Origin of the sequence: Novosphingopyxis sp. YJ-S2-01, assembly GCF_016093175.1 — a bacterium.
Taxonomy (GTDB): domain Bacteria; phylum Pseudomonadota; class Alphaproteobacteria; order Sphingomonadales; family Sphingomonadaceae; genus Novosphingopyxis; species Novosphingopyxis iocasae.
On sequence record NZ_JAEDAI010000001.1, the window covers coordinates 2,662,634 to 2,684,856 of the forward strand.

Annotated in this window: 24 protein-coding genes and 1 tRNA gene; 9 read left to right on the plus strand and 16 right to left on the minus strand. The window is 63.3% G+C overall.

All coding sequences use genetic code 11. The features are described 5' to 3' along the window. Positions 1-60: 60 nt before the first annotated feature. Entirely contained in the window at positions 61-1,851 is a 1,791-nt protein-coding gene (gene rpsA, locus I6A82_RS13055; RefSeq protein ID WP_187336783.1) for a 30S ribosomal protein S1, read from the plus strand. Between the two features lie 207 nt (positions 1,852-2,058). Beyond that, on the plus strand, positions 2,059-2,340 hold the full coding sequence (locus I6A82_RS13060) for an integration host factor subunit beta (RefSeq protein ID WP_187336784.1): 282 nt from the start codon (positions 2,059-2,061) through the stop codon (positions 2,338-2,340). Between the two features lie 260 nt (positions 2,341-2,600). On the opposite strand, the gene I6A82_RS13065 is transcribed toward I6A82_RS13060, so the two are convergent. The 3 genes from I6A82_RS13065 to I6A82_RS13075 all read right to left on the minus strand — a co-directional run bounded on the left by I6A82_RS13065 (position 2,601) and on the right by I6A82_RS13075 (position 5,471). Then, entirely contained in the window at positions 2,601-3,695 is a 1,095-nt protein-coding gene (locus I6A82_RS13065) for a DUF5694 domain-containing protein (RefSeq protein ID WP_198095225.1), read from the minus strand. Between the two features lie 76 nt (positions 3,696-3,771). Further along, complete coding sequence (locus I6A82_RS13070; protein ID WP_198095226.1) at positions 3,772-4,542, minus strand: ABC transporter permease; 771 nt, start codon at positions 4,540-4,542, stop codon at positions 3,772-3,774. Further along, positions 4,539-5,471 carry an ABC transporter ATP-binding protein gene (locus tag I6A82_RS13075; protein ID WP_198095227.1) on the minus strand — a complete coding sequence of 311 codons (933 nt, stop codon included), beginning with the start codon at positions 5,469-5,471 and terminating at the stop codon, positions 4,539-4,541. The genes I6A82_RS13070 and I6A82_RS13075 overlap by 4 nt, the downstream gene beginning before the upstream one ends. A 97-nt stretch (positions 5,472-5,568) precedes the next feature. On the opposite strand from I6A82_RS13075, the gene I6A82_RS13080 reads away from it, so the two are divergent. From I6A82_RS13080 to I6A82_RS13095, 4 genes are all read left to right on the plus strand, one after another. Continuing rightward, the gene (locus I6A82_RS13080) at positions 5,569-6,372 is read left to right on the plus strand and encodes an alpha/beta hydrolase (RefSeq protein WP_198095228.1); all 804 of its coding nucleotides are present in this window, start codon (positions 5,569-5,571) and stop codon (positions 6,370-6,372) included. 64 nt (positions 6,373-6,436) lie between these two features. Further along, a tRNA-Leu gene (locus tag I6A82_RS13085) sits at positions 6,437-6,521 on the plus strand. A gap of 44 nt (positions 6,522-6,565) precedes the next feature. Then, positions 6,566-8,044: an ABC transporter substrate-binding protein gene (locus I6A82_RS13090; protein WP_198095229.1), complete on the plus strand. Its 1,479-nt coding sequence runs from the start codon at positions 6,566-6,568 to the stop codon at positions 8,042-8,044. A gap of 39 nt (positions 8,045-8,083) precedes the next feature. Beyond that, positions 8,084-8,506, plus strand: a complete 423-nt coding sequence (locus I6A82_RS13095; RefSeq protein WP_187336790.1) for a DUF4112 domain-containing protein — start codon at positions 8,084-8,086, stop codon at positions 8,504-8,506. An 11-nt stretch (positions 8,507-8,517) separates the two neighbouring features. Here I6A82_RS13095 and I6A82_RS13100 read toward each other — a convergent pair whose 3' ends face one another. From I6A82_RS13100 to I6A82_RS13160, 13 genes are all read right to left on the minus strand, one after another. Beyond that, positions 8,518-9,222: a ribonuclease T2 family protein gene (locus tag I6A82_RS13100; protein ID WP_198095230.1), complete on the minus strand. Its 705-nt coding sequence runs from the start codon at positions 9,220-9,222 to the stop codon at positions 8,518-8,520. 18 nt (positions 9,223-9,240) lie between these two features. Then, a complete protein-coding gene (locus I6A82_RS13105; protein ID WP_198095231.1) occupies positions 9,241-9,663 on the minus strand; it encodes a hypothetical protein in 423 nt (140 codons plus the stop codon). Between the two features lie 63 nt (positions 9,664-9,726). Beyond that, positions 9,727-10,563, minus strand: coding sequence for a carboxylating nicotinate-nucleotide diphosphorylase (nadC, locus tag I6A82_RS13110; RefSeq protein WP_198095232.1), 837 nt, complete (start codon positions 10,561-10,563; stop codon positions 9,727-9,729). 10 nt (positions 10,564-10,573) lie between these two features. Further along, entirely contained in the window at positions 10,574-11,872 is a 1,299-nt protein-coding gene (locus I6A82_RS13115) for a DUF2254 family protein (RefSeq protein ID WP_198095233.1), read from the minus strand. A 43-nt stretch (positions 11,873-11,915) separates the two neighbouring features. Beyond that, positions 11,916-13,262, minus strand: coding sequence for a DUF2254 domain-containing protein (locus tag I6A82_RS13120; protein WP_198095234.1), 1,347 nt, complete (start codon positions 13,260-13,262; stop codon positions 11,916-11,918). Positions 13,263-13,287: 25 nt separating this feature from the next. Further along, the gene (gene nadA / locus I6A82_RS13125) at positions 13,288-14,307 is read right to left on the minus strand and encodes a quinolinate synthase NadA (protein ID WP_187336796.1); all 1,020 of its coding nucleotides are present in this window, start codon (positions 14,305-14,307) and stop codon (positions 13,288-13,290) included. Positions 14,308-14,401: 94 nt separating this feature from the next. Continuing rightward, positions 14,402-15,121, minus strand: coding sequence for a DUF4230 domain-containing protein (locus tag I6A82_RS13130; protein ID WP_198095235.1), 720 nt, complete (start codon positions 15,119-15,121; stop codon positions 14,402-14,404). Continuing rightward, positions 15,106-15,975, minus strand: coding sequence for an MBL fold metallo-hydrolase (locus tag I6A82_RS13135; RefSeq protein WP_198095236.1), 870 nt, complete (start codon positions 15,973-15,975; stop codon positions 15,106-15,108). The genes I6A82_RS13130 and I6A82_RS13135 overlap by 16 nt, the downstream gene beginning before the upstream one ends. A 261-nt stretch (positions 15,976-16,236) precedes the next feature. Further along, positions 16,237-17,514: a glycosyltransferase gene (locus I6A82_RS13140; protein WP_198095237.1), complete on the minus strand. Its 1,278-nt coding sequence runs from the start codon at positions 17,512-17,514 to the stop codon at positions 16,237-16,239. 124 nt (positions 17,515-17,638) lie between these two features. Further along, a complete protein-coding gene (gene grxD, locus I6A82_RS13145) occupies positions 17,639-17,971 on the minus strand; it encodes a Grx4 family monothiol glutaredoxin (protein ID WP_187336800.1) in 333 nt (110 codons plus the stop codon). Positions 17,972-17,974: 3 nt separating this feature from the next. Then, positions 17,975-18,232 carry a BolA/IbaG family iron-sulfur metabolism protein gene (locus tag I6A82_RS13150; protein ID WP_187336801.1) on the minus strand — a complete coding sequence of 86 codons (258 nt, stop codon included), beginning with the start codon at positions 18,230-18,232 and terminating at the stop codon, positions 17,975-17,977. Positions 18,233-18,249: 17 nt separating this feature from the next. Then, positions 18,250-18,573: a DUF1476 domain-containing protein gene (locus I6A82_RS13155; protein ID WP_198095238.1), complete on the minus strand. Its 324-nt coding sequence runs from the start codon at positions 18,571-18,573 to the stop codon at positions 18,250-18,252. A 127-nt stretch (positions 18,574-18,700) separates the two neighbouring features. Beyond that, positions 18,701-19,699 (minus strand): NADPH:quinone oxidoreductase family protein, encoded by a 999-nt coding sequence (locus I6A82_RS13160; protein ID WP_198095239.1) that lies wholly within the window; start codon positions 19,697-19,699, stop codon positions 18,701-18,703. 187 nt (positions 19,700-19,886) lie between these two features. On the opposite strand from I6A82_RS13160, the gene I6A82_RS13165 reads away from it, so the two are divergent. The 3 genes from I6A82_RS13165 (at position 19,887) to I6A82_RS13175 (ending at position 22,213) form a co-directional block, all read left to right on the plus strand. Further along, the gene (locus I6A82_RS13165; protein WP_198095240.1) at positions 19,887-20,663 is read left to right on the plus strand and encodes a fatty acid desaturase; all 777 of its coding nucleotides are present in this window, start codon (positions 19,887-19,889) and stop codon (positions 20,661-20,663) included. Further along, positions 20,660-21,172, plus strand: coding sequence for a sterol desaturase family protein (locus I6A82_RS13170; protein WP_198095241.1), 513 nt, complete (start codon positions 20,660-20,662; stop codon positions 21,170-21,172). The genes I6A82_RS13165 and I6A82_RS13170 overlap by 4 nt, the downstream gene beginning before the upstream one ends. 129 nt (positions 21,173-21,301) lie before the next feature. After that, entirely contained in the window at positions 21,302-22,213 is a 912-nt protein-coding gene (locus I6A82_RS13175) for an SMP-30/gluconolactonase/LRE family protein (RefSeq protein ID WP_198095242.1), read from the plus strand. Positions 22,214-22,223 lie beyond the last annotated feature (10 nt).

Consider the following 22,223-nt stretch of genomic DNA (forward strand, 5'->3'; position numbering starts at 1 on the left):
AAAGGCGCAGCGATCCGCGCCGTCCCAGGCTTTCGCCCCGCCCGGAATTTTGCCCGAAGGATGCCGCCTGCCGCACTCGGCGCGGGTGGCAGTTTGGCCAAAGACCGCCGGATTCAACCGGCTGGCCAGCAAAATGTGAACAAGGACCGTAACTCTATGGCCACTATGGCAAATCCGAGCCGCGACGATTTCGCAGCGATGCTCGAAGAAACACTTCCTTCCGATCAGGGCTTCGAAGGCCGCGTCGTGAAGGGCACCGTCACCGGCATCGAGAATGACCTCGCCGTGATCGACGTAGGCCTGAAGTCCGAAGGTCGCGTCCCCTTACGCGAATTCGCCAGCCCCGGCCAGAAAGCGGAAATTTCCGTTGGCGACGAAGTCGAGGTTTATGTCGACCGCGTCGAAAACGCGCATGGCGAAGCCCAGCTCAGCCGCGATCGCGCCCGCCGCGAAGCCGCTTGGGACAAGCTGGAAGCCGAATATGACCAGAGCGCCCGCGTCGAAGGCACCATCTTCGGCCGCGTGAAGGGCGGCTTCACCGTCGATCTCGGCGGCGCCGTGGCCTTCCTTCCCGGCAGCCAGGTCGATGTGCGCCCCGTGCGCGACGTCACCCCGCTGATGGACATTCCGCAGCCCTTCCAGATCCTCAAGATGGACCGTCGCCGCGGCAATATCGTCGTCTCGCGCCGCGCCATTCTGGAAGAAACCCGCGCCGAGCAGCGTTCGGGCCTCATCCAGTCGCTCACCGAAGGTCAGGTGATCGAGGGCGTGGTCAAGAACATCACCGATTACGGTGCGTTCGTCGATCTGGGCGGCATCGACGGCCTGCTCCACGTCACCGACATGAGCTACAAGCGCGTCAACCACCCCACCGAAATCCTGAACATCGGCGACACGGTGAAGGTGCAGGTGATCCGCATCAACCGCGAGACGCAGCGCATCAGCCTGGGCATGAAGCAGCTGGAAGCCGATCCGTGGGACGGCGCGCAGGCGAAGTATCCGGAAGGCATCAAGCTGAACGGCACCGTCACCAACATCACCGAATATGGTGCGTTCGTGGAGCTGGAGCCGGGCATCGAAGGCCTCGTCCACGTGTCCGAGATGAGCTGGACCAAGAAGAACGTGCATCCCGGCAAGATCGTCTCGACCAGCCAGGAAGTCGAAGTGGTCGTACTCGAGGTGGATACCGAAAAGCGTCGCATCTCGCTCGGCCTCAAGCAGGCGCAGGGCAATCCGTGGGACGATTTCGCCGAGAAGTATCCGGTGGGCTCCACGGTCGAGGGCGAAGTCAAGAACGCCACCGAATTCGGCCTGTTCGTCGGCCTCGACGGCGATGTGGACGGCATGGTTCACATGTCCGACATCGCGTGGGGCATTTCGGGCGAGGACGCGCTGCACCTGCACCGCAAGGGCGAGATGGTTCAGGCCGTCGTGCTCGACGTCGATCCGGAGAAGGAGCGTATTTCGCTCGGCATCAAGCAGCTTGAGCGCGGTGCGCCGCAGGCCGGCGCCGGCGACGATCTGCGCCGCGGCTCCACCACCACCGTCACCGTGCTCGAAGTGCGCGACGGCGGCCTGGAGGTTCAGGCGGGCGACGATGGCGCTACCGGCTTCATCAAGCGCAGCGACCTTGGCCGTGACCGCGACGAACAGCGTCCGGAGCGCTTCCAGGTCGGCCAGAAGTTCGACGCGATGGTCACCGGCTTCGATCGCTCGAAGAAGCCGAACTTCTCGATCAAGGCGCTGCAGCTCTCAGAAGAGAAGCAGGCTGTCGAGCAGTACGGCTCGACCGACTCGGGCGCATCGCTCGGCGACATCCTCGGCGAAGCGCTGAAGAAAAAAGAAGACTGATCCCTGACAGGATCGAACATAAGCGGCCCGCCTCTCCATCGAGAGGCGGGCCGTTTCGCGTTTACGACGGGGCAACTGCGTATTGTTTAGACGAGCGTCACTCCAACCTGTATGATCGTAGCGGAGGGGAAACGGTTGCACCGGCGCTAATCCATGTTAGGGGGCGACGGAATTTTTGGTATCCCTAAGCGCGTGGAGTAACCGCGAATGATCAGATCGGAACTGATCAAGAAACTGGAAGATGAAAATCCCGAGCTCAAGGCTCAGGAGATAGAGAAGATCGTAGATCTGTTTTTCAATCAGATCGTTCAGCGATTGGCAGACGGCGGCCGCGTGGAACTGCGCGGTTTCGGCGCCTTTTCCACCCGCCAGCGCGACCCGCGAAAGGGACGCAATCCGCGCACGGGAGAGACGGTCGACGTGCCAGCCAAACGCGTGCCCTATTTCAAGCCGGGCAAGGAAATCCGCGAGAAACTAAACGACGACTGAGGGCAAAGCGGGCCGAGTGCCCGGAACATACCTGCTCGAGGAACTCCCGTCGTTCTCCATTTACGTCACCCCGGACTTGATCCGGGGTCCAGCTTTACTCGCATCAGGCGGCGCTCGTACGATAGGGCCGTGCAATCGCGTCATAGCTGGACCCTAGGTCGGCGCCCGGGGTGACGAGTTTCGGAGCAGGCGCAGCGCCGCCGCTTAAGGCCTTCGCGTCTTTGCGGCTTTGCGTGAGCCCGGCCCGGTCTCCGCGACCGCTATCGCAGCAGCGGCATGACATCGACGAGCTTCACATCGCGCATCAAGCCAAGATAGGCCTCATAATAGCCTTTGTGGGACGCGCCCACGATGGCCAGCATCCGCGTGCCCGGTCGGCGCCCAAGCACCTCGCGCATGTTCGCGACCATGCGCAGGTTGCGCGTTTCCCAATAGGCGACATAGCGCCGCCCATAGCCCTGCGGCGACGGCTCGGCGAGTGCGGGGCCCCAATCCGAACGATAGGCCTGCGCGGCATAGGATGGATCGTTGGAAGCGCGGTACAGCGCCAGCAGCGCCCCCGGCTCCCCGAGGCGGGCGTTCAGCGCGTCGCTCTCTTCCTGCCGCGCCTTGGTGGCGGGATTGTCCCACGCCGCCATGATGGCCTTTCCATAGGCCTCTTCATCGTCGAGCGGGCCCATGTCCGTCGCCTGATCGTCGACGCTCCATAAGCGTTCGAGGCCCGCTAGGGCAGCGACGCGGGCGGCTACCAGATCGGTCTCGTTTTTCCGCCCAATCCGCTTTTCGAGCTGCGCGACCAGGTCGTCGTTGAGATCGTCCCCGGCATGGCGTTCGCCCTCGGGCAGGCGCAGCCACTGGACGAGCGCGGACCCCGGCTCACCCGCCGCGAGGAAGACTGCCGCGAGTTTACGGTGCATCGCGGGCGCGGGGTCGGCGGGCCAATCGGCCAGCATCCGCGCCGCCTGCGCATTGGCCGAGGGTACATCCAGGCCCGTGGCTCGTCCGGCCTCGCTGGGATCGTAGCAATAGGTTTCGATATCCGCCGGATCGAAGCGCGGGGACTGCGCCCGCATGCTGTGACACAAGAGGCCGGAAAGCTGCTCGACCGCAATGGCCGTGGGCTTCCAGGCAGCAAGCCTCTCGACCAGCGGCTCGGCCATGTTCGGCTGGAAACTGTCGGGCAGGTTGGAGAGATGCGGCGTGCCGAGCACCAGCACCTCGTTAGGTTGGCCCGCAGGGTGATCCGTCATCGCCCCGGGCTGGAAGCTCGGACGATAGTCCTGCGCCAAAACCCCCTGCCCCGCCCCGCTCGCAACCAGCGCCAGGCAAAGCGTACCGATCCAGCCCGTTCTCATCCCGCACCCTCCGTTCGAAACGGATGCTACGGGCGGGTGCGCCATCACGCAATTGCCGAAACGGACGCGGGCCGGCTCAGCTTTTCAGGCGATATCCGGTGCGGAACATCCAGTAGATGACGGCGAGGCACAGGATCAGGAACAGCGCTAACGCGCCCAGACTTATGCCGATGGACACATCGCCCGATCCGAAAAAGGTCCAGCGGAAGCCGCTGATGAGGTAGACCACCGGATTGAACAGCGTCAGCGTCTGCCAGAAGGGCGGCAGCATGTTGATGCTGTAAAACGCGCCGCCGAGAAAGGTGAGCGGATAGACGACGAGCAGCGGGATCACCTGCAATTGCTCGAAATTCTTCGCCCAGATGCCGATGATGAAGCCGAACAGGCAGAAGGCGATGGCGATCAGGATCATCATGCCGAGCATCAGGATCGGATGGTCGATCCGGGGCTCCACGAACGCCGTGCTGGTGGCCAGGATGATTAGGCCGATGATGACGGATTTGGTGGCCGCGGCGCCCACATAGGCCAGCACCGTCTCGAACGCGCTGAGCGGCGAGGACAGCAGTTCGTAGATCGTGCCGGTCCATTTGGGCATGTAGATGCCGAAGCTGGAATTGCTGATGCTCTCGGTAAACATCGACAGCATGATCAGGCCGGGCACGATGAACGCGCCGTAGCTGGTGCCGCCCACATCGCCCATGCGCCCGCCGATCGCGGAGCCGAACACGATGAAATAGAGCGCTGTGGTGAGCACCGGCAGCACCAGCGATGTCCAGAAGGTACGGCGGAAACGGGCCAGTTCGAACTTGTAGATCGCCCAGACGCCGCGGAGATTGTTGTCGCTCATGCCGCGTCCTCCTTCCGGTGGACCAGCTCCACGAAAATATCCTCCAGCGAGCTTTGGCGCGTATTGAGATCCGAGAAGCCGATGCCGAGATCGCTGACGCGGCGCAGCAGCGAGGGTACACCGGTATGCTCCGCCTTAGCATCGAATTCATAGACCAGCTCATGACCTTCGGCCGCCAGCTGCGGGTCCCATTCGGCCAGCTCGGGCGGCACCGCGTCCAGCGGCGTATCGAGGTTCAGCGTCAGCCGCTTGCGGCCGAGCTTCTGCATCAGCGCGTTTTTCTCCTCCACCAGGATCAGCTTGCCGCCGGTGATGACGCCGACGCGGTCGGCCATTTCCTCTGCCTCCTCGATATAATGGGTGGTGAGGATGATGGTGACGCCGCGCTCGCGAAGGCCGCCCACCATGCGCCACATGTCCCGGCGCAGCTCGACATCGACGCCCGCGGTCGGCTCGTCCAGGAACAGGATATCGGGCTCGTGGCTCAGCGCCTTGGCGATCATCAGGCGGCGCTTCATGCCTCCGGACAGCTCCTGCACCTGCGCACGGCGCTTGTCCCACAGCGAAAGGTCGCGCAGCAGCTGCTCGATATAGGCCGGATCGGCGGGCTTGCCGAACAAGGCGCGGCTGAAATTGATGGTATCGAGCACCTTTTCGAACGCATCGGTGTGCAGCTCCTGCGGCACCAGCCCAATCTTGCGCCGCACCTTGCGGTAATCCGAGCGCCAATTCTCTCCCTCCACCGTCACGCTGCCCGATGTGGGCGTCACCAGCCCGCAAACGATACCGATCATCGTGGTCTTGCCCGCGCCATTGGGGCCGAGCAGCGCGAAGATCTCGCCCCGCTCGATCGACAGATCGACATGATCCAGTGCAACCGTGCCACCGGAATAGGTTTTGGAAAGTCCGCTGATTTCTAGGATGGCCATGTCAGATGGCTCTACTGCAGCGCAGCGCCGTGCGATAGATAGCTTGACCGGACATGGTCCGTTTGCCAGCATTTGGCTGCAAAAAAGGGGGGGAAATATGATCAGGCAGACAGTGTCGGCCGCTTGGCTACTCTTGGCGGTCCTCATCGGCCTTGGCGGATGCGCCCAGGCCGTTCGGGAATATATCTACCAGCCGTCAGCTCTTGCCGAAACCCCGGTAACCTTCGCGGGAGCGCAGCCGCGCTCGGTTTCCACAACAACAGCCGACGGCCTTACGCTGAACGGATATTACTGGGCACCCAGCAAGCCGGACGGCGATATGGTGGTCTACTTCCACGGCAACGGCTTCAACCAGCTGGTCGCCGCGGCGCGGGCGGAACCGCTTGCCGCCGATGGCCATGGCGTGCTGGTCGCCTCATATCGCGGCTATGGCAACAATCCCGGATCGCCGAGCGAAAGAGGCCTCTTCGCGGATGGCGATTCGTGGATGGAGAGGGCGCGCGCGCTGGCACCTGGATCGCGTATCTTCGTCTTTGGGCACTCGCTCGGCGGCGCGGTGGCGCTGGAGATGTCGGCGCGCCATCGCGTCGATGGCGTGGCAACGCTGGGCACGTTTTCGCGGCTCGCCGCCGTGGCCCCGGCAGTTTCGCGCGGCGTCCTGCCGGACCGTTTCGACAACATCGCGGCATTGCAGCGGATCGATGCGCCCGTTTTCCTGTTTCACGGCACCGCCGACGAAACCATTCCGTTCACGGAGGCCGAAAAGCTTGCCGCGTCCAGTTCAGCGGCGGCGCTGCTACCATTGCCTAATGGCAAGCATCATATCAGCATGAAAATGCTCGCCCCGTTCGTCTGGCAAGCCTTCGAGACCGGCACGCTGGACCCTGCGCTATTGCGCTGACCGACTCGTGGGCCTTGACCGCGCAGGCCTTATGCAGCCATTCGGCATCAAGCCCACGACATATGCGGACGTGGCGGAATGGTAGACGCTGCGGACTTAAAATCCGCTTGCCCAGTGCAGTGCGGGTTCGAGTCCCGCCGTCCGCACCAGAATGAAAGCAGCCGGCGCGCATCCTGATGCAAGGAGCCCCGGCTTGCGCTACAGCGATGGCATGAGCCGCCCTGTCCTCTCCTTAGCCATCGGCGCCGTTCTGATCCTGACAGGCTGCGGCGGCGCGGTGGACAATGAGAGTATTGCCGTCACTGCGATCGACCGGGGCGAAAAGGACCTCAATATCGGGCGGCTTCCGCTCGGCACCGGTGCGGGCCTGTTGCGCGCGGCTACGGCGCAGGGGCTGGTGAGCTTCGACAAGGAGGGCCGCATCAACCCCGGCCTGGCCGAACGCTGGATCGCCAGCGAGGACGGCCTCAGCTACATTTTTCGCATCGGCGATGCGCAATGGATCGACGGCGGCGAGGTGAGCGCCCGGCAGGTGGCGACGATCCTGCGCCAACGCATCGGCGAGCTACGCCGCGGCGGCTTTTCCGCAGACCTGGCGCTGATAGGCGATATCAACGCGATCACCGGGCATGTGCTGGAAATCCAGCTGGAGCGCCCCCGCCCCAATCTGCTCGAATTGCTCGCCCAGCCGGAATTCGGCATCGTGCGGCGCAGCGACGGCTCCGGTCCGATGATCTCTGCCCGCGAGGGCAAGGGGATGACGCTCCTCCACCGCAGCTTCAATCTGGAAGACGGCGGGGAGGAGGCGGTGCCGCCGCGCATCCGGCTGCGGCGGCGCGAGGCCGCCCGCGCCGTTGCCGCCTATCTTTCCGGCGTCGCCGACGTGGTGGAAGGTGGCCGCTTTCAGGAACTGCCTTTGGCGGCGGCGGGTCAGATCGAAGCCGCAGCGATCAGTATCGACCCGACCGACGGTCTGTTCGGCCTGATGGTGGTAAACGACAGCGCGTTTCTGGCCGACAGCAGCAACCGCGCGGCCATCGCCATGGCCATCGATCGCAGCGCGGCGCTTGCCGATTTCGAGCGACCCGAATGGACAACGCGGGAGAGCATTTTTCCGGACGGCCTTTTCGGTAACCTGATCCTGCCGGCCCCGGAGTGGACCGGGCTGAGCGTGCCCGATCGCGCAGCGAAAGGCGCGCGGCGCATCGCCGCATGGTCCGCCGAAAATCAGGCACCGCCGACGCTGCGGATCGCAATGCCCAAGGGCGCGGGCGGACGCATGCTGTACGCCCGGATCGCGGCGGACCTTGCCGCCATCGGCCTCGCCACCCGCCGCGTGGGGCCGCAAGAAGACGCTGACCTGCGTCTCATTGATCAGGTGGCCGATTATGACGGGCCGATCTGGTATCTTGCCCGCCTCACCTGCCCCGCCACACCGCTGTGCGATGAGGAAGCCGATGCGCTTGTGGAGCAGGCCCTTGCCGCGCCGTCGCTTGCCGAGCGCCGGCTGTTGCTGCGCGATGCGGCCGCGCAGATTCAGGCCGCGAACCGGTTCATTCCCATCGCCACACCCCTTCGCTTCTCGCTGGTGCGGCCGGGAATCGAAGGGCACGCGCCCAATTCGCGCGGGTGGCATCTGTTGCAATATCTGGGCGGCGGACCCATTTCCTGATCATCGACATCCGGATTGATCGGGAGGCATGGTCAAGCAATGAAAGTCAACAGCGCACAGATGGACCGCTTCAGCGAGCTAATGGGTTCGGCCGCGCGCGATCCGCATGCGATCAGGCAACGTATCGAGATCATGGAGCATCTGCTCGAGGGCATGTTCGTCCTGCCGGGCATCAAACGTCGCATTGGGCTCGATTCGATCATCGGCCTCATTCCGGTAATCGGCGACATCGTCACTGCCGCGATGGGTGCCTATATCGTCTGGGAAGCGCGCAATCTGGGCATGTCCAAATTTCATCTGGCACGCATGGCCGGCAATATCGGTATCGATACGCTGATCGGCGCGGTTCCCTTCGTAGGTGACGCCTTCGACCTTCTTTACCGCTCGAACACGAAGAACCTGCGGATCATCCGGAAGCATCTCGACAAACACCACCCGCAAACGGTGGTAATCGAGGGCTGACGTTCCGGCGCTTAGCCGCCGCGCCAGATCTTTACCTTTGTGGTTCCGGGTAGAGGAGGTGCGGCGCAGGCCGTGGGGCGAAAACGCAGCCCAAGGCACAGCCGTACTTCGGTGAGCCAGCCGCGCCGGTTCAGTTTCAGCCGTACGGCGCTTTCCGGCAGGGCCGGATTGGCTTGTGCAAACGCCGCCCGAACGGTGCCAGCCGTGGGCTCTTTTCGGCTAAGCCGGTCCATATCGGGAAATTCCAGCGCATCGAACAGCACGGCAGAGGCGCGAAAATAGGCGCTCGGGCGCGCGGTCATGCAGCTTCCGTGCTTGGCCCATTCGTGGTTGAGCAGGCCAACCGAGGGCGTGCGGCAGATTTGTTCGCGAAGATCGGCGGGCGGCACTGGCTTTACCGGCCGGCAATATTGCGGCCACGGCGCCTGGCCCTGCCCCTGCGGCCACAGGCCGTGCAGGACAAAGCCGAAATCGCCGATCCGCCCCGCCGAGCATTGCAGCGCGTCGCGTGCGCTGCTGGTGCGCGTCCGGCAATATTCGGGCGACCAGCTGAGGCTGAGCACATAGCCGCCCGTCGGCACCCGCCGCACCGGCTCGGCGGGCGGACGCGGGGCCGCTTCACTGCGCGGAAGCGATCGAGGCGCGCGGCACTGCCAGCCCTGCGCGGCAACGGGGCCAGCGGCGGTCAGCAGCGCAAGCGATGCCAGACGGAGCATCGCGCGCCCCGACATCGCTCAGTCGAACGTCCGGTCGAGCGTCTCCGGATCGTCCACAGTATCTCCCGCGAACCACGCCCGTGCGTCCGGCTTGAAGAGGAAGTAGACACCGGCGACGCTCAGGATCGTGCTCGCCAGGCCGATGAACTTGTTGAGGTTGAACTCACCTACAAAGACGGACGGCAGACCGATCAGGCCGATGAGCGTCAGGACCACGAGGATCCACTTGGCGATGTTGCTCGCCCGCCGCGAAATCAGATACCAGAGCAGCAATGTCAGCGCGTAAGTGATGACGGTGATGACCACGAGTGTCGTCGGCGTCAGCATCGTGCCCGCGGCCTGAACTTCGATGCTGCTGAAATTCATGATGGTGCCGATCAGTCCGACGAGGATGCTCGCCAGATAGAGAATATCGAATTTCTTGATGGATTCCGGGCGCATCGGCACCTCCCCTTTTCAGACGCCTTGAACAGGAGCCTGACGTGCCCGCAAAAGCGCGCGCGATCAAGCGGGGGCGTAATCCAGGCCGATATCCGCAGCCGGGGCCGACTGGGTAAGCCGCCCCACCGAAACATAGGTGACGCCCGTCGCCGCCTTGTCGCGGATGGTTTCCAGCGTGATCCCGCCCGAGGCTTCTGTCGGCACGCGCCCGCCTACCTTGTCCACCGCCTCTCGCAAGGTGGGCACGTCCATATTGTCGAGCAGGAGATGCGTCGCGCCGGCATCGAGCGCGGGCGCGATCTGATCGATCCGGTCCACCTCGACGATGATGTCCGCGATGCCCGCATCCGCCGCGCGCTTCACCGCGGTCGCGACATCGCCCGCGACGGCGACATGATTGTCTTTGATCATCGCCGCGTCCCACAGGCCCATGCGATGGTTCTGCGCGCCGCCCATGCGGGTGGCGTATTTTTCCAGCGCACGCAGGCCGGGAATGGTCTTGCGCGTATCGAGCAGGATGCAGCCGGTGCCATCGATAGCGTCCACATAAGCGCGCGTCATCGTGGCAATGCCGGTGAGATGCTGCACGGTGTTGAGTGCGGCGCGCTCCGCCGTCAGCATGCCCCGCGCCTTGCCGGACAGCATCATCAGATCGGTGCCAGCAGGCACATGCGCGCCGTCTTCCAGCAGCCGGTCGATCTCGACATCGGGATCGAGCCGGCGGAAAAATGCCTCCGCAATCGCGAGGCCGGCGATCACGGCATCGTCACGGCTGTCCATCACCGCGCGGAAGCGCGTGTCCGCTGGGATAACGGCCTCGGACGTTACATCGGTTTTGCCGAGCAGGTCCTCCTCCAGAACCGAGGAGACGAAGGCGTCGCAATCAAAATGATCGATCATGCGCACCGGCCTAGGCGCGCGAACGCTTCTCTTCAACCGCTGCGGCCGCAGCGGCATAGGCTGCTGCGATATCGCGGCGGTCCGCGTCCAGGCTTGCGCGCAGTTGCGCATGATCGCGCATCTGGCCGGCCCACTCGATCATCAGTTTTTGAATATCGGCGGGCACTTCGTCCCGCTCGCAAATCGTTGCCGCCCGCCCGAGCATCTGGATAAACCGTACCGCGACGCTCGGATAATCCGCAGCGGCCTGACGGAACGCCGCAATCGGGTGCGCGAACAGGCCCTCGAAGCTATGATCGGCCAGATAGACCCGCCCGCCGATCCAACCCGGCTGCCGTGCGGCGCGCGCTTGCGCCGCCAGCACTGCACCGAGCCGGTCACAACAGGCGATCCCGGTATAGAAATCGTTGATCGCAGGAGACAGCGCGCGGGCACCAATCTCGACCAGCAGCCGCAACTGGAAAACCACGCCCTGCGCATCGGCCCTGAAATCGCCATAGGAGAATTGCCGGGCAATCTGCATGCAGCTTTCCGGATCGCAATGATCTTCGAACCGGCCAAGATGCTCGCCTTTCAGCACATAGCGGCCCACGCCGATGTCCAGGCGCAGCCGGCGGCCATGCTCCTGCGCGATCTCGATTATGCGATCGAAATCGATGCCCTCGATATAGCCTTCGCGTACCGCCATAATCGGTGCGCCGACAAAATCGGGCCGCGCACCCGGCTCGGTTTCCTGGAAGAAACCGCGATCGGCGCTTCCGTCCTTGCCCAGCTCGGCTACGGCGGTATCGACATGGATCGCGCGGGCGAGGTCATGGAGCGCCGCGGCAAGCCAGCCGATCACCAATAGCGTGTAAATCAAGAGCGCCGTCAGCGTGCCGCGCGCCACATGGGCGCCGCTTGCATCCGGATCGACGGACCACAAAGTCATCAGCGCCCAGCCGAGCCCGCCCAGCAGTAACCCCAGCGTGAACCGCGTCATCCGCCGCGCGATCCAGCGGTCAATCAGGCGGATGCCGAGATTGCTGGCTGCAAGCGTCAGCACCAGCAGCGTGATCGAGAAATACAGCGTCAGGAACGCGGCATGGACGCCCACCAGCGTGCTCGCGAGCTCCTGCGCGCTCTTGCCGGCTATGGAGAACGGCCAGTCCTGAGCGCCAAGCCAGGCAGAAAGACCTGCGGCGTCTGCGTATAACAGCCCGCCTGCTGCCACCAGAGAAGCAAGCAATATCAGGATCGGCAGGAACCAGAAGCTCCCCACTACCAGAGCGATAAGCCATTGCAGCGGAGAACGGCTGGAACGCTTCATGACCTAGGATCTTTCAAGCAAATCGGCTCACGGGCAGATCGGCTCACGGAACATCATGTCCGCTCGTGCTTCCGAAAGGCGGGCGACGATCATTCCCGAGCAGCGCCGCCCCGCGCTTCTCCAGTTCATATAATGCAGGACCGCTCAACGCCTCACGCGCCTGATCCAGCAGCCGGCGCACCTGCATGCGGAGCGGTTCATCCCTTCCGTTCTTCTCGGCCACCAGCATCACCGATCCCATCGCATCGACATAGAGCTTGGATGCCAGATCGTTCGCGGCGGCACTGGCGCGCATCGCGCCGAAGCTGCGCTCCACGAAATGGGCGAAATCGTCGGCAAGGCAGTAAACACCGTCTTCGCCATAAGGCCGCCCGTCCGCATCCCGGTCCAGATCGCGGTCGACCAGCGCGACCAGCACCGCGGAGAGCCAGTGCATGCAGGTGATTGCGGTGAACGGATCGTTGATGCCGGGCGACAGCGCGCGCAGACCGATCTCGACCAGCTCGTCGATCGCAAATTCGATATCCTGGGACTGCGTGCGACTGGTACCGACGGCAAAGGCACCGCGGAGCAGGCCCGGGCTGTCCTCACCCATGGTGCCCTCCACCCAGAGCAGATCGACGCCGGGATGCACGAAATCGCCCGCTCTCAGCGCAAGGCGCACAGTAATGCCCTGCGATTGCGCGACCTGTCCCAGCGTTTCGTAATCGATCACCTCGACATAACCGGTGCGATGCGCGCGCACCGGTTCACCGATCCGGGTATCGCGCTCCGTCCAGTCCGCGCCGTCATGCTCGTCCGGATAACGCTTTTCGATCCGGCTGATCGCAGAGCGACCGATATCCGCAACCACATTGTTGATCTGGATGCTGTGGGGCACATGGTGGAGGAAATAGACCAGCACCGCCACCGACAGCAGCGCCAGCGCAAGCGCGACGAGCATCGATATCTGCGGCACAAACTGGCCGCTCGGCGCCGAGAAGAACCCATTGCTGTTCGCCAGCCGCACAACGCGCAGGATCATCAGAGAATAGACGAATGACGCGATGAAAATGCCCAGAGTGAACTGGTTGCCGCGATCGTTCATGAAATTGCTGAGCAGCCGTGGGCCGTAGCTGCCGGACGCATAGACCACCGCCGCGATGGTGATCGAGAACACGGTGCCAGCGACGCCGATGGTCGATCCGGCGATGGTGGAGAGCAGCGAGCGCGCGCCTTCCGGCTTAGTGGCGCGCAAAAAGCTCACATTGTCGAGCCAAGTGGAGCCCATTTTGGTGTCGAGATAATAAGTGACGATAGACAGCAAAAGCGCGCCCACCGTCAGCACTGCCGGTAGAAACCAATAGCTGCCGCGCAGCTTGATCGCCGTTTGACGCAACCAGGCGCGCATGCCGTCTGCCCCTATCTACGAAGCGTCAGGACTGCGGAGCGGGCTTCAGACCCATTTCGCCGAGATCGCCCTTGCCCACCGTGCCCGATGCCATCTCCAGCATCCGGTCCAGGCTCTTCTTCGCCTTCAACCGCATATCCTCGTCCAGCTCGATCTGCGGTCGCAGGTCACGCAGCGAAACATACAGCTTTTCCAGCGTGTTGAGCGCCATATAGGGGCAAATGTTGCAATTGCAGTTGCCGTCGGCCCCGGGCGCGCCGATGAAGGTCTTCTCCGGCACCGCCTTTTCCATCTGGTGGATGATATGCGGTTCGGTAGCCACGATCACCGTGTCGCTGTCCGTATCCTTGCTGAATTGCAGGATCGAACTGGTCGATCCGACATGGTCCGCATGGTCGATGATTGAGGGCGGGCATTCCGGGTGCGCCGCAATCGGCGCGTCTGGGTGCTCGGCCTTCAGCTTCAACAGCTCGGTTTCGCTGAACGCCTCGTGCACGATACATACGCCCGGCCAGAGCAGCATGTCGCGGCCGAATTTGCGGTTCAGATAGCCGCCCAGATGGCGGTCCGGGCCGAAGATGATTGGTTGGCTTTCAGGGATCTGCTGAATGATCGTCTCGGCCGAGCTGGACGTGACGATGATGTCGCTGAGCGCTTTCACCGCGGCGGAGCAGTTGATGTAGGTGAGCGCGATATGATCAGGATGCTGGCGGCGGAATTCGGCGAATTTTTCCGGCGGGCAGCTATCTTCCAGGCTACACCCGGCCTTCAGATCCGGCAGAATCACCGTCTTTTCCGGCGAGAGGATTTTCGCCGTTTCGGCCATGAACTTCACGCCGCAAAAGGCGATGACGTCGGCCTCGGTCTCGGCGGCCTTGCGACTTAGCTCAAGAGAATCTCCGACGAAGTCCGCAAGATCCTGAATTTCCGGCTTTTGATAATAATGCGCGAGGATGACGGCATTGCGCTCCTTGCGCAGCCTGTCGATTTCGGCGCGAATGTCCACGCCTGCGAAACTTTCGCGCTGTCCGGTTTGTGCGTTCATGAATTGCCCTTTCGCTTCATGAACATGTGAGCGCCCGCGCCCGTTCCATCAAGGGGTTTACATGTCGTGCGCAGCTCACAGGCGCGCAGCCGCGCTACCGCTGTTTCACCTCGCGGTATACATCCTCGGGCCGCCGGCTGACATCCACCGCGTCGCGTGCGGCGTCCCGGCGTTCCTGCGGGAAAGTTACCACCACCCGTGCATCGCCATAGCCCAGCGTATCGAGCGGCAGACGCATCGTCCGGGCCACCACAGAGCGGGCCGCCTCGCGCGCCTGCGCCATGCGTTCAGGTGACTGCGCCTCGCGCGCCACCTTGCCCGACGCCCCGGCAGAGGTGCGTTTGCTGAGCGCTTCCGCCGCCTCGCGCGTCACGATCAACCCGTCGGTGCGCACCAGCGAGCGCTTAGCTTCGTCGATATTGGGCTTTTCCACCGTCACGTCCGGCGCATCGACGATCAGCGTGCGCGTATCGGGCACCCATTCGAGATCACCCTCGGAAAGCTTTGAAAGATCGACATAATAGCCCACGCTATAGGGCATTTTCACGATCTGCTCGGACTTCAGCAGGCCGAAGCCGCGCACATCCTGCGCATTGGCCTGCACCGTGCCGTTCAGCGTGGCGACCCTCAGCTGGCTCACGCCGCTCATCTTGGCGGAGACGAGCCGGGTGATGGAGGTGCCGTTATCCTCCTCCGTTACCGTATAACGTTCCTGATAGTTGCTCCACACCAGCCAGGCGAGCAGGCCTGCGCTAAGCGCAAGAAACGCGATCACGACGCCGCGAAAGACGCTGTTGCTCAGCTTGCCGTCCATGCCTCACCGTCCTTCTGCGCCACCATGCCGCGCCGCTCCAGATCGACCAGATGGGCAAGGACCGACCGCTCCGCTGCACCGTGGAGGCGCGGATCCAGGCCCTTGTACATAATGTCGACCAAAGCGGCGATCGGCCGCGCTTCCTCGCCGGTCAGCTTCAAAATCTGCTTTTCGCGCGATTTGCGATGGCCCATCATGCCGCGCACGAGTTGCTGCGGCTTTTCCGCCGCAGGGCCATGGGCGGGATAATAGACACGGTCATCGCGCTCATAGAGCTTCTTCAGGCTCGCCATATAATCGCCCATGTCGCCATCGGGCGGGCTGACCACGCTGGTGGACCATTTCATCACATGATCGCCCGTAAACAGCGCCTTGGTCTCGCGCAGCGCGAAGCACAGATGGTTGGACGTGTGGCCGGGCGTCGCGACGGCTTCCAGCGTCCAGCCCTCGCCGGTCACGACTTCACCATCCTGCATTACATGGTCGGGAGCATAATCCCGGTCGAACGCGGCATCCGCGCGCGGGCCGTTATCTTCCAGCACCAAGGGCGCACAGCCCATGATCGGCGCGCCCGTTCGCACCTTCAACGGGCGTGAACCGGGGCTGTGATCGCGGTGCGTGTGGGTGATGAGGATCGCGGTGATCGCAGCATCACCCGCGGCGCGCAGGATCGCATCGATATGCTCCTCATCCGCCGGGCCGGGATCGATCACCGCAAGCTCGTCCCCCGCGCCGACAAGCCAGGTTTGGGTGCCGGTATAGGTGTAAGGCGATGGGTTGGGCGCAAGTACGCGGCGCACCAGCGGTTCAAGCTGCTCGGTCTCCCCGGCATGGATGCTGTCTGGCCATTTCATGAGACCGATGTGGCAGTTGCAACGGTGCGATGGAAGGGACCGATCGCAAAAAGGCGCGCAGGCAATGGGCACATGGCATTTACCGACCCGGGCCAGGCAGCCCCCAATCGGTCCACGATGGTCACTGTCGGAAATATTGACAGCCACTTACTATTTAATCGAAAATTAACCGTCTAAATGCTTGAAGAAGCGAACTTCGGGCAAATGGCACAAAGCGTGCACCATGAAGTTTGCTTCCAGTCGCGGGTGTCCGGCGGGCCGCTATTTTCTGGTCTCGCGCCCTTCCGTACCCGCGACACCCCCCTTTGCAAACCAGTCCAGCACGCCGCGGCGTTGTTCGGCCAAGCGCTCATCCCGCGCAGAAAAAGCGTGCGGATAGATGCGGTTGAACAGGGTATCGAAGGTTTTCTGCCAAGTGAAGCGCTCGCTCACCAATGCGCGACCGGCCTCACCCATGGCGGCGCGATTGCCATGCCACACCTTGCGGATGTTAGCAGCCATAGCGGACGGATTGTCGATGGGGCCGAGCAGCCCGGTGCCCTCGGGCACACGGTCGATCATCGCGCCGCTGCGCACGCCGACGATGGGCAGCCCCGCCGCCTGCGCCTCGACAATCGACATGCCGAACGTTTCATAAGGGTGCGCGGAGACATAGATATCGGACGAAGCCAGCGCCTCGCCCAATGCCTCGCGATTGTCGAGATAGCCCGGCATATGCAGCACGCCGTTGGTGCCGTCCGCGATTCGGTCGTCGCGCCATTTGCCCTGCCCCAGGATCAGCAGATGCGCGCCGAGCTCGGGCGGCAACAGTTTGAACGCTTCCCAAACCTTGGCAACGCGCTTCTCACGGTCCAGCCGGCCAGCATAGACCAGCAAGGGCGCATCGTCCGGCACGCCGAGCTTGCGGCGGAATTCCATGTTGCGGCGGCTCGGCTGGAACTGCGAAAGATCAGCCCCCAGCGGCATGCGCTCGACATTCTCCACACCCACCGCACGCAGCCGCTCCACACTGTCGCTACCAAGGCCGAAGACATTGTCGAACTGCCGGTAAAGCTTGCCCGCATAGGCATCGGCAATCCGCGCGGATGTGGGCGCAAAGGCGCGCCCGCCCAGCGGAAAGTCATGGATGAAGAATTCACCGATATGCGCGCGCGGAAAATCGGTGTGGTAACCCGCGATTACAGTGGTTTCAGGATGCCGCTTGCGGTGCTTCAACGCCGCCCAGGGCAGATTATAGGGATCGAAGGTCTCGATAAGATCAGGACGAAACCGCTCCAACACTTCGCGCACCGCGCCGTTGCGCAGCAAAAAACGATAATTGGGGGAATGCGGCAGCGTGGGGCTTCTCACCTCCGCGCGCACGAACTGCCCGTTTTCGACGATCCGGTCTTCCTCGCCGGGCACCACCAGCAGATGGCGCGCATCGCTATTGTCGGCGATCCAGGATTGTTTGCGGCGGATATAGCTGCCGATTCCACCACCGGAGGCGGACCAGCCTTGCGTCACGTCGCACAGCAGCATTCCATCGATGGATCGCAAAAGTTCGCCCCTCCTGTTCGGGCGAACCGATTTCGCCGTCAGGGCGTTCGCCCTAACAGCATGGGAACGACGATTTTGTGGTGCAATTATGGCGCGCCGTCTTATTCGGCGCGCCGCCCGGGCATCATTCGGCGCGCGCGACCGATTTTTCGTCCATCAGGCTCTTCAGCTCGCCCGCCTCGTACATCTCCATCATGATGTCCGATCCGCCGACGAATTCACCCTTCACATAAAGCTGCGGGATGGTGGGCCAGTCCGAATAGGTCTTGATGCCCTGGCGCACGTCCATGTCCTGCAGCACATCGACGCTGTCATAGTCCACGCCCAGATGATCGAGGATCGCGATCGCGCGGCTGGAAAACCCGCACTGCGGAAACAACGGCGTGCCCTTCATGAAAAGGACCACGTCCTTGGCCTTCACCATGCTGTCGATACGGGAATTAATGTCGTCGGCCATGAATTATTCTCCTTGGGATGCGGAAGCGCCGGCGGGCACCGCGGTGGTGAGTTGCAACGCATGCAGCTCCCCACCCATGCGGCCGCCCAGCGCGGCATAAACCGCCTGATGCTGCTTGACGCGGCTCATGCCCCGGAAGCTTTCGGCCTCGACATGCGCGGCATAATGATCGCCATCGCCCGCCAGATCGTCGATCCGCACATTCGCGTCCGGAATCGCCTGTTTGATCAGCTTCTCGATGTCGTCTGCTGCCATCGGCATATCGTTAAACCTGTCCTTCAGCTGCCTTCGATGAGTTGGCGGCGCGCTTCGATGAGCTTTTCGTCCATCGCCTGACGCACCGTCGCCGCATCAGTCTCTACTCCGGCGGAGGTAAGGTCGCCCACTACCTTGCGCAACACGTCGTCGTCGCCCGCTTCCTCGAAATCGGCCTGAACGACTTCGCGCGCATAGCTGTCGGTCTCTTCCGGCGTCAGGCCCATCTTGCCCGCAGCCCACTGGCCGAGCAGGCGGTTGCGGCGCGCCATGACCTTGAACTGCACTTCCTCATCGCGCGCGAACTTGTTTTCGAACGCCTTTTCACGATCATCGAAACCGGTCATCGATCTATTCCCTTGAAGCAGCTGTATCGGTGCGGCCCCAGCCAACAAAAGCCGGGGCCGTTCCACCGCCCCATGGCGCAAGTGCAGCGCTTCGACAAGCGCGTGACGTGCGGAAAAGACCGAATCCCTAGCCGATCTCGACCACCAGCTTGCCCACCGCCTCGCGCGCGCCGACCTTGCGGATCGCCTCGGCCGCATTTTCGAAGGCATAGGTTTCGGACACCGGCGGCGCGATCTTGCCGGCTTCCCACAGATCGAACAGCTCGGCGATGTTGGCGCGGTTCTTATCGGGGAAGCGCGCGGCGAAGGCGCCCCAGAAAACGCCGCAAACGTCGCAGCTTTTCAGAAGCGTCAGGTTCAGCGGCAGCTTGGCGATGCCCGCCGGGAAACCGGTGACCAGGAACCGCCCTTCCCAACCGATCGCGCGCACCGCGGGCTCCGAATAATCGCCACCGACGATATCGTAGACGATGTCGTATCCGTCCTTCTCGCACGCTTCCTTGAACTTGTTGGCCAGCGCCTTGGAGGCATCCTTGTCGAACGGCGCCCGGTCGTAGATCACCACGGCGTCCGCCCCGGCGTCGCGCGCCATCTGCGCTTTTTCCTCGCTCGACACGCCCGCAACGACGCGCGCGCCATAGGCCTTGGCCAGCTCCACGCCGGAGATGCCGACGCCGCCCGCCGCGCCCAGCACCAGCACCTCGTCCCCTTCCGCGATGCGACCGCGATCCTTCAGCGCGTGGATCGAGGTACCGTAGGTCATCAGCAGCGATGCGCCCTGCGCGAAGCTGAACTTTTCGGGCAGATGATAGCAATTGGCCGCGCGCCCGATCGCCTGTTCGGCGAGGCCGCCGAAGCCGGTGCCGGTGATGATCCGGTCTCCCACGGAGAAGCCTTCCACGCCCTCGCCCAGCTTGGCGACGGTGCCCGCCACTTCGCTGCCGGGCGCGAAGGGCCGCGGCGGCTTCACCTGATATTTGTCCTCGATGATCAGCGTATCGGGGAAGTTGATCGAGCAGGCCTTCACGTCGATCAGGATCTCGCCTTTGCCCGGTTCGCGATCGGGCAGCTCCCCGAATTCCAAGGTTTCCGGTCCGCCGGTTTCGCGCGAGATGAGGGCCTTCATGCGTGCTTCTCCTGTATTCGGTATGGCGCTGCCGTAGGCGGTGGACCCGGCGCTGGCAAGCGATTGCGGATGCGATTCGCACAGCACGGAACGAGCGGACTTCGATGCCGCGAAATCGACCGCCCTAGAGACCTCCAAAAGACTTGGCGCTATCATCGGCCCGCCAAACATCCTACATTCCGTAGCGATGCCCGCCCTGAACACCACCCGCACGAACCGAAGCGAGCCTGCGCGCCTGCAGACGCTGGTGGGCCTTTCGCTTGCAGCCGGGATTTTCGGCCTGTGGCTGGCGAGCCATATCTACGGCGTGTTCTTCTTTCCGCTGGAAGGCTGGAACTGGCTGGCGGCGCCGTTTCTGATCGCGCTGCAGAGCTGGTGCTTTGTGGGCCTGTTCATCATCGCGCATGACGCGATGCACGGATCGCTCGCCCCCGGGCGCCCGCGGCTGAACGACCGCATCGGGACCGTCCTTCTGTTCCTCTATGCCGGCTTCGCCTATGGCAAGCTGCGGGGCGCGCATTTCGACCATCACAAGCATTCCGGAACGCCGGGCGATCCGGATTTCGATGCCGACCATCCGCGCAGCGCGGCGCGCTGGTACGTTACCTTCTTCAAGCGTTATTTCGGCTGGCTCAGCGTGCTCTATGTCAGCGCCGTCGTGACGAGCTATGTCGTACTGCTGGGCGCAAGCCTCTGGAACGTAACCGTCTTTTACGGCATCCCGGCGATCCTCAGCAGCGTGCAGCTGTTCTACTTCGGCACCTACCGCCCGCACCGGCACGAGGATAATCGCTTCGCCGATCGGCACAATGCGCGCAGCCTGGATTATTCCTGGCTTGCATCGCTGGCGAGCTGTTTCCATTTCGGCTATCATCGGGAGCATCACATCGCTCCGAAAACGCCGTGGTGGGGCCTGCCTGCCCTGCGCCGCGACCGGGGCGAACAACCGAGACGAACGATATGAACTGGCTTTCCGCAACGCTCATCACGCTCGCCACCGCCGCGGCCATGGAGTTCGTGGCGTGGTTCAGCCACAAATATATCATGCATGGCTTCGGCTGGGCCTGGCACCGCGATCATCACGAACCGCACGACAACAAGCTGGAAAAGAACGATCTGTTTGGCATTTTCGGTGCCGCGCTCTCGATCGCGCTGTTCACGATCGGCAATCCGATGGTGATCGGCGATGCGGCCTGGCCCCCGGCCTTCTGGATGGGTGTGGGCGTGCTGCTTTACGGCATCATCTATACCTTCATTCATGACGGGCTGGTGCATCAGCGCTTCTTCAAATGGGTGCCCAAGCGCGGCTATGCCAAGCGCCTCGTCCAGGCGCACAAGCTGCACCATGCCACCATCGGCAAGGAAGGCGGCGTCAGCTTCGGCTTCATGATCGCGCGCAGCCCCGCCAAGCTGAAGGCGGAACTTGCCGCCCAGCGCGACAGCGGCAAGGCCCGGCTCCGCAGCAAGATCTGAGCGCCCAACCGCGCGCAGCCATCTCGTCGCGCTTTCGCGCGATCCCTCTTTGATTTTTCTCCCGCGACGACGCACAGTCGTGACGAGAATAAAACGGGTGCCGCGCGCGCCGGAGAGAGGAGCTGCCCCATGGATATCGTCGCAGAAGGATTGCGTTTTCCCGAAGGCCCCGTGGCCATGGAGGACGGCAGCGTCATCCTGGTGGAGATCGCCGCGGGCCGCATCACGTGCGTTAAACCGGACGGATCGACCGAAACGGTGGCCGAGCCCGGCGGCGGACCCAATGGCCTGGCCATGGGTCCGGACGGCAAGCTCTATTGCTGCAACAATGGCGGCTTCGCCTGGGCCGCGAGCGGCGAGACGCTGGCCCCCCACGGCATCGCTGCCGATTATAGCGGCGGGCGGATCGAACGGATCGACCTGCAGACCGGCGCGGTGGAAGTCCTCTACAAGTCTGGCGATCATGGCTGCACCCTGCGCGGCCCCAACGACATCGTGTTCGACGCGCATGGCGGCTTCTGGTTCACCGATCACGGCAAGGTGGATTATGAGGCGCGCTGCCATGACGTGGTCGGCATCTTCTACGCCAAGACCGACGGCAGCCATCTGGAAGAGGTGATCTTCCCCTCCATGAACCCCAATGGCATCGGCCTCTCGCCGGACGGCAAGACGCTGTACGCGGCCGAAACCTACACCTGTCGCCTGATGGCGTTCAACGTCATCGCACCGGGAAAGGTGGACGATGCCGCAGGGCCCGGCGGCCCCGGCATCCCGGTCTATCGCCCCGCGGGCTACAAATTCTTCGACAGCCTGGGCGTGGAGGAATGCGGCAATATCTGCGTCGCCACCATCGGCGAATCCGGCATCAGCGTGATCAGCCCGCAAGGAGAGCTGGTCGAGTTCGTCGAAACGCCGGATATCTTCACCACCAACATCTGCTGGGGCGGCGCGGACCGACGCGATGCGTACATCACGCTGTCGGGCACCGGAAAGCTTGCGAAGATGCGCTGGCCGCGGCCGGGGCTGAAGCTGGTCTATTGAAGCGGACTAG